This window comes from Novosphingobium sp. HNCC26BN242, from assembly GCF_057180525.1.
Map to the genome: position 1 here is coordinate 37,581 of NZ_JBXUGM010000005.1, position 14,055 is coordinate 51,635.

Annotated in this window: 13 protein-coding genes and 1 tRNA gene; 10 read left to right on the forward strand and 4 right to left on the reverse strand. The window is 60.9% G+C overall.

Annotated features, from left to right (window positions below):
- Nucleotide 1: 1 nt before the first annotated feature.
- Both AC2A1F_RS17330 and AC2A1F_RS17335 read right to left on the reverse strand, forming a co-directional pair.
- Nucleotides 2–1,414: a cytochrome ubiquinol oxidase subunit I gene (locus AC2A1F_RS17330; protein ID WP_484210030.1), complete on the reverse strand. Its 1,413-nt coding sequence runs from the start codon at nt 1,412–1,414 to the stop codon at nt 2–4.
- Between the two features lie 215 nt (nt 1,415–1,629).
- On the reverse strand, nt 1,630–3,339 hold the full coding sequence (locus AC2A1F_RS17335) for a class I adenylate-forming enzyme family protein (RefSeq protein WP_484210031.1): 1,710 nt from the start codon (nt 3,337–3,339) through the stop codon (nt 1,630–1,632).
- A gap of 156 nt (nt 3,340–3,495) precedes the next feature.
- On the opposite strand from AC2A1F_RS17335, the gene lgt reads away from it, so the two are divergent.
- The 7 genes from lgt to AC2A1F_RS17370 all read left to right on the forward strand — a co-directional run bounded on the left by lgt (nt 3,496) and on the right by AC2A1F_RS17370 (nt 9,797).
- Complete coding sequence (gene lgt / locus AC2A1F_RS17340) at nt 3,496–4,407, forward strand: prolipoprotein diacylglyceryl transferase (RefSeq protein ID WP_484210032.1); 912 nt, start codon at nt 3,496–3,498, stop codon at nt 4,405–4,407.
- Nucleotides 4,404–5,459 (forward strand): class I SAM-dependent methyltransferase, encoded by a 1,056-nt coding sequence (locus AC2A1F_RS17345; RefSeq protein ID WP_484210033.1) that lies wholly within the window; start codon nt 4,404–4,406, stop codon nt 5,457–5,459. The genes lgt and AC2A1F_RS17345 overlap by 4 nt, the downstream gene beginning before the upstream one ends.
- Before the next feature lie 300 nt (nt 5,460–5,759).
- Nucleotides 5,760–6,338 (forward strand): ubiquinol-cytochrome c reductase iron-sulfur subunit, encoded by a 579-nt coding sequence (gene petA, locus AC2A1F_RS17350; protein ID WP_484210034.1) that lies wholly within the window; start codon nt 5,760–5,762, stop codon nt 6,336–6,338.
- An 11-nt stretch (nt 6,339–6,349) separates the two neighbouring features.
- The gene (locus AC2A1F_RS17355; protein ID WP_484210035.1) at nt 6,350–7,642 is read left to right on the forward strand and encodes a cytochrome b; all 1,293 of its coding nucleotides are present in this window, start codon (nt 6,350–6,352) and stop codon (nt 7,640–7,642) included.
- Nucleotides 7,643–7,673: 31 nt separating this feature from the next.
- Nucleotides 7,674–8,495 carry a cytochrome c1 gene (locus AC2A1F_RS17360; protein ID WP_484210036.1) on the forward strand — a complete coding sequence of 274 codons (822 nt, stop codon included), beginning with the start codon at nt 7,674–7,676 and terminating at the stop codon, nt 8,493–8,495.
- Between the two features lie 86 nt (nt 8,496–8,581).
- On the forward strand, nt 8,582–9,118 hold the full coding sequence (locus tag AC2A1F_RS17365; RefSeq protein ID WP_484210139.1) for an adenine phosphoribosyltransferase: 537 nt from the start codon (nt 8,582–8,584) through the stop codon (nt 9,116–9,118).
- Between the two features lie 7 nt (nt 9,119–9,125).
- On the forward strand, nt 9,126–9,797 hold the full coding sequence (locus AC2A1F_RS17370) for a phytanoyl-CoA dioxygenase family protein (protein ID WP_484210037.1): 672 nt from the start codon (nt 9,126–9,128) through the stop codon (nt 9,795–9,797).
- 53 nt (nt 9,798–9,850) lie between these two features.
- On the opposite strand, the gene AC2A1F_RS17375 is transcribed toward AC2A1F_RS17370, so the two are convergent.
- A complete protein-coding gene (locus AC2A1F_RS17375; RefSeq protein ID WP_484210038.1) occupies nt 9,851–11,983 on the reverse strand; it encodes an acetate--CoA ligase family protein in 2,133 nt (710 codons plus the stop codon).
- Between the two features lie 127 nt (nt 11,984–12,110).
- Complete coding sequence (locus AC2A1F_RS17380) at nt 12,111–12,401, reverse strand: DUF2218 domain-containing protein (protein WP_484210039.1); 291 nt, start codon at nt 12,399–12,401, stop codon at nt 12,111–12,113.
- 160 nt (nt 12,402–12,561) lie between these two features.
- On the opposite strand from AC2A1F_RS17380, the gene AC2A1F_RS17385 reads away from it, so the two are divergent.
- From AC2A1F_RS17385 to trxC, 3 genes are all read left to right on the forward strand, one after another.
- A tRNA-Gly gene (locus AC2A1F_RS17385) sits at nt 12,562–12,635 on the forward strand.
- Nucleotides 12,636–12,834: 199 nt separating this feature from the next.
- Nucleotides 12,835–13,461: an Arm DNA-binding domain-containing protein gene (locus AC2A1F_RS17390; protein WP_484210040.1), complete on the forward strand. Its 627-nt coding sequence runs from the start codon at nt 12,835–12,837 to the stop codon at nt 13,459–13,461.
- Nucleotides 13,458–13,898: a thioredoxin TrxC gene (gene trxC, locus AC2A1F_RS17395; RefSeq protein WP_484210041.1), complete on the forward strand. Its 441-nt coding sequence runs from the start codon at nt 13,458–13,460 to the stop codon at nt 13,896–13,898. Before AC2A1F_RS17390 ends, trxC begins: the two co-directional genes overlap by 4 nt.
- Nucleotides 13,899–14,055: the final 157 nt, after the last annotated feature.

The following is a 14,055-nucleotide window of genomic DNA, read 5'->3' on the forward strand; positions in this document are numbered from 1 at the left end:
CTCACTCCGCCGGCGCAAGGGCGCCGTCCAAAGCCGGGGCGGGCGTGATCCCGGCAGACCGGATCGGTGTTTGCGGCGGTTCCGCTTCGTGCGCATGCGGTGTCTGGCTCATCAATTTGATCAGATACCATGTGCCTGCGCCAAACACGGCGAAGTAGACCACTACGAAGGCAATCAGCGATGCGGCCACAGCGGGCGCCGCCAGCGGCGAATGCGATTGGCCGGTCAGCAACTGGCCGTAGACGGTGTAAGGTTGGCGGCCAACTTCGGTCGTGATCCATCCGGCGATGACCGCGACGAAACCGGTTGGGCCCATCACAATGGCCAAACGGTGCAGGAGGGGCCACTCATAAAGCGAGCGCCGCGCGCGGGCGAGCAGGCTGAACAGTCCCAGCCCCAACATCGCAAAGCCCAGCCCCACCATCACGCGGAACGACCAGAACACAATTGCAACCGGCGGTTCGCGATCATCGGGAATGGTATCGAGCCCAGCCATCGGCGCGTTCAGATCGTGCTTCAGGATCAGCGAAGACGCCTTGGGAATCTCGATAGCATAATCCACGCGCTTTTCGGCGCTATTGGGTATGCCGAACAGAATCAGCGGCGCGCCTTCAGGGTGGCTTTGGTAATGGCCTTCCATCGCCATGACTTTGGCAGGCTGATGCTCCAGCGTGTTGAGGCCGTGCATGTCTCCGGCAAAAATCTGGACCGGGGCAACCAGCGCCGCCATCCACATCGCCATTGAGAACATCTTGCGGGCATAGAGGTTGGTGCGGTCCTTGAGCAAGTGCCACGCTCCGACGGCCCCTACGACCAGCGAGGTCGTCAGGTATGAGGCAATGACGGTGTGCAGCAGGCGATAAGGGAAGCTGGGGTTGAAAATAATCGTCAGCCACGATCCTGCGGGCACGAACTGGCCGTTGGCATTGATCGCAAAGCCGGTAGGCGTCTGCATCCAACTGTTCACGCTGAGGATCCAGGTTGCCGAAATGAAGGTGCCCAGCGCCACCATGCAGGTGGCGGCAAAGTGCAGCTTGCGGCCGACCTTGCTCATGCCGAACAGCATTACGCCAAGGAACCCGGCTTCAAGGAAGAAAGCGGTCAGCACTTCATAGGCCATCAACGGCCCCAAGATCGGCCCGGTCTTGACCGAGAACACCGACCAATTGGTGCCGAACTGGTAGGACATGACAATGCCCGACACGACGCCCATCGCAAAGACGACTGCAAAAATCTTCAACCAGTATTTGAACAGATCGAGATAGACGCTCTTGCCCGTCTTCAGCCACAGCCCTTCGAGAACCGCCAGATAGCTGGCCAGCCCGATCGAGAAGGACGGGAATATGAAGTGAAAGCTGACCGTGAAGGCAAACTGGATACGAGCCAGGATCACGGGATCAAGATGATCAAACACTGCGGTTTGTCCCAAAATGTGCGTCCGCGCGGGTCATTAGCACAGAGGCGGATGCAAAGCATATGAGAACGGACGCGCCGTCTTTCATTAAGCCTTTTGGGCGAGACGGATTTTTGATGCGGACCGGTGATGACCGCGATCCGGTGGTGGAACGGGGAATGTCCAGCGGCAAGCGCCCCGCAAGACGCTTGCCATTGGTTTCAAACGCTGCGGCTTCAGGTTACTGAGGCTAGCCATTCCTTGGTATAACGATCCCGCAGGGTGCGCTTGTCGACCTTTTCGGTGCCAAGGCGCGGTAGGGCTTCGTGGACTTCCCAGAAGCGGACCGGCACCTTGAACGGTGCAATGTGGGCTTTCAGGAATTCCTGCAGTTCCTCGCTGGTGGCAGAACAATCGTCCTTGGCAAGGTAGACGGCGGCAGGCACTTCGCCCAGCTTTTCATCCGGCAGGCCAAACACGCTGGCCTCGGCAATGCAGGGGTGAGCGTAGATGGCGCTTTCCACCTCGATGCAGCTAATGTTCTCGCCGCCGCGGATGATGATGTCCTTTTTGCGGTCAACGATGAACAAGTAGCCTTCGGGATCGAGATAGCCCAGATCGCCGGTGCGGAAATAGCCGTCTGCCGTAATCGCCTCGCGCGTGGCCTTTTCGTTGTTCCAATAGCCGAGGAAGTTGGCGATCGAGCGGATCGAGACTTCGCCCACTTCGCCTTGCGGCAGGGCGTTTCCGGCATCATCAAGGATAGCGAGGTCGACCAAAGGCCTTGAGGCAGTGCCGGTGCTGCCCGGCTTTGCCATGTAATTCTCGTTCAGATTGCCGCAGCCCACGCCGTTGGTTTCGGTCAGGCCATAGCCCAGCAGCGGGAAGGCATGGGGCAGCGCCTTGCGGATACGGTCAACGTGTTCGACCGGGCGCGGTGCGCCGCCTGCAGCGAAGGATACGCAAGTGGACAGATCATAATTGTCACGATCAGGATGCGTGGCAATTTCAAAGCTCATCAGCGGCACGCCGACGAAGTAGGTCACCTTTTCCTGTTGGATCAAGCGCATCGCTTCAACCGCGTCCCACTTGGGCATCAGCACCAGCTTGCGGCCGATGGCGAACGACTGCAGGAAGACCGGCACTTCGCCAGTGACATGAAACAGCGGCACGTTGACCAGCGTGGTCGGCTGGACATCGGCTGCCGGAGCCTCGCCCCGCGCCGTCAGGATGCCAAGCATGGCGGCGGTTTGGGCGACGTAGTTCATCGTCCCCTGCACCACGCCGCGATGATCGGAATAGGCACCCTTGGCCATGCCGGTAGAACCCGAAGTGAACAGCACGGTGGCCAAATCATCGCCTGTCAGGCTTGGCAGGGTCGTTTCCATGCCGCCGCCATGGGCCAGCAGAGCTGAAAGACCTTCGGCATAAGGGGAATCATGCGCCATCGACAGCACGGTTGCGCCATGGGCATGGCCTTCCAGTCGTGCTGCGCGCGAGGCATCGGCAATCAGATAACGGCAGTCGACCAGATCGATGCCTGCCGCCAGTTCCTCACCCTGCCACCAGCCATTGAGCAAAGTGGCACAGCCGCCCGCCATCAGCACCGCCATATAGGCGATCACCCAGTTGGATGAATTGCGCGCAGCAATGCCAACCCGCTCACCCTTCTGCAGCTTCAGCCCGTCCACAAGTCCGCCTGCCACGTGGCGTGCGGCCTTGTATACGTCGGCAAAGCTCAAGCGGGTTTCACCATCGACGATAAAGGTCTTGTCGCCATGCGTGGCGCAAAAATAGGCAAAGTATGCTGGCAGGTGCGGCGGTGCCGCAGCAATCATCGGCAAATCATGATCGAACCGCCTGATCGGGACTGTGCGGAACATGCCGCCTTCGGCAGTCATCGCGCCAAAGGTGCGATCCATGGCAAGATCCAGCTCGGTCTTCATGCTACCCTTTCATCTCTCCGTGCCCGCAGGCCCATCTGCATGTGGGCCTTTTCGGGTTTGCCTGCGGCCTTCACCATGTGCCAATACGGCAACCACAAGGGCGCGTTCGGCAGCACGGATGCAGGTCCAATCCGAAGTTTGTAGGGAGTTCACCGCTTGCTGTCACTAGTGTCAACGGTAACCGCGCTTGCCGTAACGTCGGCTGCTTCTGCGGGGGTCGATAGCGCGGTTTCAGGCCCGATTCGCTGGGAAGATCTGGGGGTTTCCCCCATTGCGCTGGACCTCGGGTTCTTTGCGCTCAAGTGGTATTCGCTGGCCTATCTGGCCGGGATCGTGTTCGGATACTGGCACCTGTCGAAGATGATCCGGCAGCCCGGCGCACCTCTGGCGCAGCGCCATGCCGATGACCTGTTCTTCTATGCCACGCTCGGCATCATCTTCGGCGGGCGTCTGGGCTACGCCCTGTTCTATGCACCCGAACTGTTGAGTGAACCGCAGAATCTGATCAAACTGTGGGAAGGCGGGATGAGCTTTCACGGCGGCCTGATCGGCGTGGTCATCGCCATTGCCTGGGTATCTTGGCGCGCGGGTTTGAACTTCGTGCGGGTGTGCGATTATATTGCGGTCTGCGTGCCGCCCGGCCTGCTGTTCGGCCGGCTCGCCAATTTCATGAATGGCGAACTCTGGGGCCGCGAGGCCGGAGCGCAAGTGCCGTGGGCGATGATCTTCCCCGGTGGGGGTCTAGTCGCCCGCCATCCCAGCCAGCTTTATGAAGCCGCACTTGAGGGGCTGGTGCTGGCCATTCTCCTGATCTTCCTGTTCTGGAAAACGCAGGCGCGGTGGCGCACCGGGTTGCTGGTTGGCCTGTTCACCTTCGGCTATGCGCTGGGCCGCTTTACGGTAGAATTTTTCCGAGAGCCAGACGCACAGTTGCTGGACTTTGCGATGCGCACCGGGTTCTCTATGGGCCAGTGGCTGACCATTCCGATGATGGCCGTGGGGCTGTTCTTCTTCCTGCGCGCGCTGATCCGCAAGCCGGTTTCTGCCGGAGGAGCAGCGCCAGCGTGATACGACCCTTGCTGGAGACGTTCAACCGCCTGATCACCAATACCGGGCCGATCAGCGTGGCGCAGTACATGGCCGAATCCAACGCGCATTATTATGCCAGCCGCGATCCCTTTGGCACTGCGGGCGATTTCATCACCGCGCCTGAAATCAGCCAGATGTTTGGCGAATTGATCGGGCTGTGGCTGGCCGATATCTGGATTCGCGCCGGACGGACTGAGCCTGTCCATTACGTTGAGCTGGGTCCGGGACGCGGCACGCTGGCGCGCGATGCGCTGGGCACGGCGCGGCGCTATGGTCTCAATCCGCGCACCCATTTTGTCGAGACCAGCACGGCGCTCAAGGCGCTTCAGCTCGAACTGCATCCTGAAGCCTTCTGGCACAATGATCTTTCAACCCTGCCCACCGATGGTCCGCTGCTGATTGTGGCCAATGAATTTCTTGATGCGCTGCCGGTCCGCCAGTTGGTGAAGACCGCCGCAGGCTGGCGCGAGCGCATGATCGGCGTGGCCGATGGGCGCCTTGTCGCAGTGGCTGGAACCGCCCCGATGGAGGCGGCCGTCCCTGCTGATCGCCGCAATGCGCACGAAGGGGCAATTCTGGAAACATCGCCCGCCTGCGCTGCAGTTGTCTATGAAATTGCAGGGCGGCTCGCATCGCAAAGCGGAGCTGCGCTGCTCATCGATTATGGCACGGCCGAGCCACGGCTGGGCTCATCGCTTCAGGCGGTAAAAGCGCACCGCAAGGTCGATGTGTTTGCAGCGCCGGGGGAGGCTGATCTGACGGCCCATGTCGATTTTTCGGCCCTCGCCCCGATTGCGCAATCGCGCGGGATTCGGTGGCTCGGTACTGAAGAGCAGGGGCGCTGGCTTGGCGCGCTGGGCATTGATGCACGGACAGAAGCTTTGGCAAAGGCGGCGCCAACTCAGGCCGAAGCGATCCGCACAGCCCGAGATCGGCTGACCGGCGATGGACAGATGGGTGCCCTGTTCAAAGTGATGGGTTTGGCTGCACCTGACTGGCCCGATGGGGCAGGATTCGCAAGCCCGGGTTGAGGCCCGCGTTAAGCGGAGAAACAGCGGCTCGCGACGCTGCAATATGCCGGACACAAAGCAGGTCCTAAGCGGGTCGCAAGGCCGGAAACAAGGGCGGAATCCCGCACCAAAATGCCTGTTGGCAAAGCCCTAACTTTGCGTCTATCAGGCGCGCCATGCGGGATGGGGCCAGCGCTTTTGCGCGCGCCCCGCCCCCGCGCGGTTCATAACGCGCCGGATCGGCCGTCCTGAACCGTTGAAGTATTGCAAGTAGGATCGTGTGCGATCCGCGCGCGCGGCGACAGCAGGCAGGGAATTTCAATGGCTGAACAAGCAAGCATTGACACTTCGGTAGGGACCGGATCGGCACCGGCCGGAGAAGGTGTGCGTCGGCGCGATTTCATCAATATCGCGGCGGTGAGTTTTGCAGGTGTGGGCGGACTTGCCGTTCTGGTCCCTCTGGTAAGCCAGATGGCACCTTCGGCAGACGTTCTGGCGCAAAGCTCGACGGAAATCGACATTTCCGCGATCCAGACCGGGCAGGCGATCAAGGCGGTATTCCGCAAGCAGCCGGTGTTCATCCGGAACTTGACAGCAGATGAAATCGCATCTGCCGACAAGGTCGACGCCTCCACGCTACGCGATCCGCAGACGCTGGAAGAGCGGACCAAGGAAGGCAAGGCAAACTGGCTGATCACGATGGGTGTTTGCACCCACCTTGGCTGCGTACCCTTGGGCGCGGGCGAGGGTGAAGTTAAGGGCGAGTTCGGCGGATACTTCTGCCCGTGCCACGGTTCGCACTATGATACCGCGGGTCGCGTCCGCAAGGGGCCGGCACCTCTGAACCTTCAGGTGCCCGAGTATTCATTCATCTCCGACACTGTCGTGAAGATCGGCTGAGGACAGGAAACATGAGCTTCGCCTGGGCAAAAGAATACAAGCCAGCCAGTGGGCTGACGCAGTGGCTTGACGAAAAGCTGCCGCTCCCCCGCTTTGTCTATAACGCTGTCGGGGCCGGTTATCCGGTGCCGCGCAACCTGAACTACATGTGGAACTTCGGCGTGCTCGCCGGTTTCTGCCTGATGCTTCAGATCATTACCGGCGTGATCCTGGCCATGCACTATGCGCCGAACGCGCTGGTGGCCTTTGATTCGACCGAACACATCATGCGCGACGTCAACTGGGGCTGGATGCTGCGCTATGCGCACGCCAATGGTGCCTCGGCGTTCTTCGTCGTCGTCTACCTCCACATCTTCCGCGGCTTCTTCTACTCATCGTACAAGGCCCCGCGCGAAATGATCTGGCTGCTTGGCGTGGTCATCTTCCTGCTGATGATGGCAACGGCGTTCATGGGCTATGTGCTGCCTTGGGGCCAGATGTCGTTCTGGGGTGCCAAGGTCATCACCGGCCTGTTCGGTGCGATCCCGCTGGTGGGTGAACCGCTGCAGGTTTGGCTGCTAGGCGGCTTTGCCCCCGACAACGCTGCGCTGAACCGCTTCTTCTCGCTCCACTTCCTGCTGCCGTTCGTGATTGCCGGTGTCATCATCCTGCACATCTGGGCGCTGCACATCCCCGGCTCATCGAACCCGACCGGCGTTGAAGTGAAGGCAGAGAGCGACACCGTTCCGTTCCACCCGTACTACACGGCTAAGGACGGCTTCGGGCTCGGCATCTTCCTGCTGATTTACTGCGGCATCCTGTTCTTCGCGCCGAATGCACTGGGCCACCCGGACAACTACATTCCGGCAAACCCGCTTTCGACGCCTGCGCACATCGTGCCCGAATGGTACTTCTGGCCGTTCTACGCTATCCTGCGCGCCTTCACGTATGACTTCCTCTTCATCCCGGCCAAGCTGATGGGCGTGCTCGCCATGTTCGGCGCAATTCTGGTGTGGTTCTTCCTGCCCTGGCTGGATACCTCGCCGGTTCGTTCGGGCCACTACCGTCCGCTGTTCCGCAAGTTCTTCTGGTTCGGCCTCATCCCGACGATGGCCGTACTGTTCTACTGCGGTGGCGCACCGGCTGCGGAACCTTACGTGATGCTCAGCCAGCTGGCATCGCTGTACTACTTCGCGCACTTCCTGATCATCCTGCCGCTTGTCTCGTCGATCGAAAAGCCGGAACCGCTTCCGTTCTCGATCACCGAAAGCATCCTCGGCAAGGATGAGAGCGCAGTGCTCAATGCAACCCCTGCCGCTGCCTGACAGCTACGAAGCGTAAGAGAAAGAAAACCCCATGGTCCGTCTTTTTGGCCCCCTGGTCGGCTTGTTCTTTGCCGTCGCGCTGATCTGGTCGTTCGGTAACGGCGCCTATTCCGCGATTTCGGAACCCGCTGCCCCCACGGCAGAACACGAGTTCCACCTGCTCCCCAAGGACGTGAAGTTCGCGTCCGACGGGGCGCTGGGCAAGTTTGACAAGCAGCAGCTGCAGCGCGGCTTCCAGGTTTACAAGGAAGTCTGCGCCGCGTGCCACTCGATGAAGCACATCGCGTTCCGCGATCTTGCCAACCTTGGCTATTCCGAAGCTGAAGTGAAGGCGATTGCCAAGAACTGGGGCACAAAGCAGCCCACCTTCGATGAAAAGAGCGGCGAACGCGCTGAGCGTGATAACATTGCGTCAGACTACATCCCGACCGTGTACTACGCAGGTCAGGGCGTGCCGCCCGATCTTTCGCTGATCACCAAGGCGCGTCATGATGGCGGTGCCTACGTCTACTCGCTGCTGACCGGTTATCAGGAACAGCCCGCCGAACTGCTCAAGCAGTTCCCGGACTCGAAGACCCCTGATGGTCTGTATTACAATCCCTACTTCGCCAACCTGAACCTTGCCATGCCTGCCCCGATCGCCAGCGACGATCAGGTCACTTATTCGGATGGCACCAAGGCGACGGTGGACCAGATGGCCAAGGACGTTTCGGCGTTCCTGATCTGGTCGGCTGAGCCGAGCCTCGACAAGCGCAAGCAGACCGGCTGGGCCGTTCTCGGCTTCCTGCTGGCAGCCACTGTGCTGGCCTACCTTGCCAAGAAGAACGTCTGGGCAGACAAGAAGGGCGCGTAACGCCCCTTCTTTCCAGTCGGCAAAACGAACGAAGGCCACCGGAAACGGTGGCCTTTTTCGTATCTGGCGATATTCATCCCGGCATCATGACCCGCGACGAACTCAAGCATCTTGTCCGCACCGTGCCGGACTTCCCCGCCCCCGGCATACTGTTCCGCGATATCACCACGCTGATCGCACATGGCGCAGGCTTTGCCGCCTGCATCGACCACCTTTCCCACATGGCGCGCGATGCCGGTGCACAAGCCATCGCTGGCATGGAAGCGCGCGGTTTCATCTTTGGCGCCGCCGTGGCCGCCCGCATGAATCTGGGCTTCATCCCGATCCGCAAGCCGGGCAAGTTGCCAGTGCCAACCATCGGCATAGACTACGCACTCGAATATGGACGCGACCGGCTGGAAATTGACCCAACGGCCATTGAGACAGGCCAGCGCGTGGTCATCATCGACGACCTGATCGCCACAGGCGGCACCGCCCTCGCCGCAGCCGAACTGTTGCGCACGGCAAGGGCCGACGTCACCCACGCTTTGTTCGTAATCGACCTGCCCGACCTCCACGGCGCAGCCCGCCTGCGCGATGCGGGCTTGGCCGTCGAAGCCCTGATGGACTTTCCGGGGCACTAGGCTGCCGATGTTTGATAAAGACAAGTTTGCCGCCACGGGCGCTGCTCATCTGAGCGCTCAGGCCTTACCAGTCATGGCCGATCTTTTCGATGCACTTACGGATCTCCCGTCCGGCCACCCTGGACTTCGGTTACGAGGCATTCCAGCGCTGGCCGCATTGATTGGCAAGGGTAGCGTGTTCGGAGACATTGCCGAACGGGCTATTGGTCCTGCTGCGATGCCGGTTCGGGCCTTGCTTTTTGACAAATCCGCAACCGCGAACTGGTCGCTAGGCTGGCATCAGGATCGAACCATCTGCGTCAGGGAAAAGATCGCGACACCGGGATATGGTCCATGGACCGTAAAGCAAGGTGCACACCACGTAGCCCCGCCTATAGAACTGCTTGAAGGCATGATCACGATGCGGGTGCATCTCGATGATGTGCCAGAAGAGAACGCGCCTCTTCTAGTAGCGCCAGGTTCACATCGCCTTGGCCTGATCCGCGAGCCAGAGATCGCCACGACCGTGCAGAGATGCGGCACACTGGCTTGCACAGCGATTGCCGGTGACGTCTGGCTCTATTCCACGCCAATCCTGCATGCTTCTGAGGCGGCACGAATTCCCCGCCGCCGTCGCGTCCTACAGATAGATTACGCAAACACTTCCCTACCAAACAACCTTGTCTGGACTGGCATCTGAAACGCAAAAGGGCGGCCCAACGGACCGCCCTTTTCCTCAATTCTGCTCGAACTTCAATCCACCAGCATCAGCGCATCCAGCGCCACCACGCCTTCGCCCATCGGGTGCAGGATCATCGGATTGAGATCGATTTCGCGGATCGAAGGTTCGGCGCGCAGCACTTGCCCGACCTTGACGATCAGCGCAGCCAGCGCAGGCACATCGAGCGCGGGCGACCCGCGATAGCCGCTGAGCAGCGCTGCGCTCTTGAGTTTCATCAGTTCGGCCTCAACCGCCGCCTGCGTCAGGTCTGCGGTCAGCAAGCGCACATCCTGCAGGATTTCCGCGGTCACGCCGCCAAAGCCTGCGAGCACGACCGGGCCCCATTCGGGATCGTTCTTGGCCCCAACGATCATCTCCATGCCGCGCTTGCCCATGGCCTCAATCAGCACGCCGTCGAGCGTGATGGCCGATGAGTAGGCCGCAACATTGGCGTGAATGCGCTCCCATGCCTCACGCACGGCCGCGCCATCGGCAATGTTCAGGATCACCCCGCCAGCATCGCTCTTGTGCCCCAGCGTCGCAGCTTGCGCCTTCATCGCCACCGGATACCCAACCGTTTCAGCAGCGGAGACCGCATCGTCAGCGCTCGCGGCAAATCCGCCCTTGGGAAAGGCAATGCCGATGGGGCCGAGCAATTCCTTCGACTTGTATTCCGGGATCACACCCGAAACCACGTCCAGTCCGGCAAGCGGGGTTGCGGGAAGATCGTTGGCGGACAGATCCTGCGCCGCCCAATGCGTCAGCCGGGTGATGGCCCGCAAGGCACGCTCCGTCGTTGGGAACCAAGGCAGCCCTGCCGCGCGCAGAGCAGCGATGCGTTCGGCGGGTACATCGGCCCCTTCGTCAAGCCCGGCGAAGATCACCGGCTTGGTCAGCGTCTTGCCTTCAACTGCGGCGAGCACGGCGGGAAACTTGATGGCGCAAGTGATCGGCTCGGCCTGAATGATGCCCGCCAGCACCGTGCCCACGCGGTCATCGGCCAGCAGCGCCTCGATGCAGCGGGTATAGATCGCAGGTTCGGATAGGCCCTGAGCCGTAATGTCCAGCGGATTGGAAACTGGCACAAACGGAGGCAAGGCAGCGCGCAAGGCGGGCGAATCCTCGTCATGCAGATCGGCCAGCGGCAGATCCAACTCTTCGGCCAGATCGAGCGTCAACGCCTTGAACGCCCCCGATTCCCCGAGGACCACTGTATTGCCCGAAGGCAATGCGGGGCAACGCACAGCGATTTCGGAGATGTCGCCCAGCTCTTCGAGCGTCTCGGCAAAGATCACGCCTGCTCGCGCGACCATCGCCCGCATCAGCTTGTAATCGCCGGCCATGGCACCCGTGTGGGTTGCCGCCGATTCCCGCGCAGCGCTCGATTTGCCGGGATGCAATAGCACCACCGGCTTGCCCGCTGCTTTGGCCCGGCGTGCTGCGGCCAGAAACACCTGCGGCTTGCGGAACTGCTCCACGATCATCGCGATGACGTGGGTATCATCCTGATCGACCAGCCAATCGACATAGTCTTCCACACCGCTGGCCGCTTCATTGCCGGTGGAGACCGAATAGGAAACGCCCGCATCGCGCGCCAGCAGCATGGTGCCCAGCACCGCCGCCATCGCGCCCGATTGCGATACGATGCCAATGGCGCGCTTGCCCGCAGGTGGCACGGCATTGGTTTCTACAAAGGTCAGCGGAATGCGATCGACGTAGTTGACGAGGCCAAGGCAGTTCGGCCCTTCGACCACCATGCCCGCCTCTTGCGCGATGCGCGCGATTTCGCGCTGTTCGGCAAGGCCCTCTTCGCCTCCTTCGGCAAAGCCTGCCGAAAAGATCACCACACCACCGCATTTGCGCGCCGCAAGGCCCTTTACCGCATCCAGCACGCCCACGCGCGGGATGGCCAGCACGGCCACATCCACGCCTTCGGGCAAGGCATCGACCGATGGGTAGCAGCGCTTGCCCATGATCTCTTCACGCTTCGGGTTCACAGGATAGATCGCGCCGGAATAGCCGTTGCGATCAAGGTTGGTGAGGATCGTTGCCCCCAATGCGCCGGGCTTGTCAGAAGCGCCGACAACGGCAACCGATTTGGGCCGCAGGAAACGATCGAGCGCGGCGTGAGCCAGAGTGTGATTGTGCAGACCAGCTTCAGACATTGCGGCATCCTCCGATTTCGCTATGCGATATAACAATTATCGGAGGAAGGGCAAGTGGCGTCCGCGCCGTTGCAGGCCGCCCTTTGGTGAAGGACGCCCTGCCTTGAAGAGCGCCCGGTCTTGCGGATCAGGCCACAGGTTGCCAATCAAACACCAGTTCGCCTTCGCGGTGAGCAAACCGGTTCAGGTGCTCCACCACCACCTGCTGCATGCGGGCAAGATCACCCTCGCCCTCGATTCGGCAGGTCACTTCCAGCGCGGCATCACCGGCTTTCAATTCCACCGGCCCGAACGGCAAGGCAACGCGGCCCTGCTGCGGGTCAAAGGTCACTTCAAATTTGTGGCCCCAATGCTTGCACAGTTGCTGGAGATAGCGGCTGGCGCTGGCGGTTGGGACAATGGCGTGGCTGGCGGGCATGATAATCCTTGCTTGCGATCTTGAGTAAGCATTAAGATATATCTTAATTATATTCTGTCAAGCCCTCACAAAGTTCGCGCCATTGCAAGGTTGACGAAACCGCCCCGACCATGGCAAGCGCGCCGCACCACACAGACTTAAGGCAGTCCGCGCTGCCCGGGCGGGTATAGCATAGTGGTAATGCACTAGCCTTCCAAGCTAGCTAGGCGGGTTCGATTCCCGCTACCCGCTCCAACTTCCTGTTCGCTCGCCACCGTCAGCGTCTGGACATTCCCAGATAAACCGCCGTATTCACAGCATTTCTGGACGTAGGCGTCCGCCCGTTCCCGTGTGCAATCGCGCTACTTTGGGGGCCATAGTAGGGGCCATACGTCTGCTGCCAATTCGGTGGCCCCCAAAATGGGGGCCACAGGTAGCTAGTGGACGACGCTTTATGCCGCTGACTGACGTTGCAATTCGGAATGCCAAGCCCCGGGAAAAGCCCTACAAAGTCGGGGATGCCCATGGCCTGTTCCTGCTGGTTCAGCCATCTGGCGGCAAGCTGTGGCGATTGAAATATCGGATCGATGGGCGGGAGAAAAAGCTTGGGCTGGGGACCTATCCTGCAGTCGGTCTTGGAGACGCCCGTCGCCGCCGTGACGAGGCGCGAGAACTTATCGCAGCAGGCAAGGATCCCTCGCTTGAAAAGCAGCGTGAGAAGTCTCGATCCCGGATTGATTCCGAAACAACGTTCACCGGCATTGCAGCGGATTTCTGCGAGAAACGGAAAAGAGATGGTCAGAAAGCATGGGCACCAGCGACTGCGGTGCGCAGCGAGTATGCGGCGACGCTGCTCGACGGGGTAATGACGCGCGAGCAGGTGGATAAAATTGTCGCCTCGGGGGTGACCACCACGATTAATCTCGCCAAGCCCGTGCCAGTGTATGTTGCTTATTTCACCGCTACCGGCAATCCGGCCGGCGGTGTGGACATCCTGCCCGATATCTATGGCCGGGATGGCCACATCGCCGTTGCCTCGGGTGGAGAGGCGGGCCGCGAAACGGAGTGCAGCCAGACATGAGCGAGAGTTTGCAGATCGCCTGCCCATTGTGCGCGGCGATCAACCGCGTTCCGCGCGACCGGCTTGGCGATGGAGGACGCTGTGGACGCTGCAAGGGCGCTTTGTTCACGGGCCAGCCGGTCGACCTTGCTGCCGCCAATTTCGATGCCCATGCCCGACGCAGCGACATTCCGCTGCTGGTAGACTTCTGGGCGGGCTGGTGTGGCCCCTGCCGCCAGATGGCACCCGAGTTTGCGGCTGCCGCCACCCGGCTGGAACCCAGCATGCGCCTCGGCAAGCTTGATACAGAGGCCGAAGCCACCATTGCGGCACGCTTCGGCATCCGTTCAATCCCAACAATGGTGCTTATCACCAATGGCCGCGAAGTGGCCCGGACCTCGGGTGTCATGCCGGCAAGCGCTATCGTAACCTGGGCCAGAAGCGCAGCGGGAGGCTGAATGGAACGCATTGCGCGCTCAGCCCAGAAGAGGTCGCGAAAATAGAGGCCCCACGTGCTCCAACCGGTGCGAGGGACATAGGCCGTAGTTGTCTTGGAACCACAGGTGATAGAGTGGATCGGAACGCAGATCGCGCTGAACCTGATGTCAGATCGTG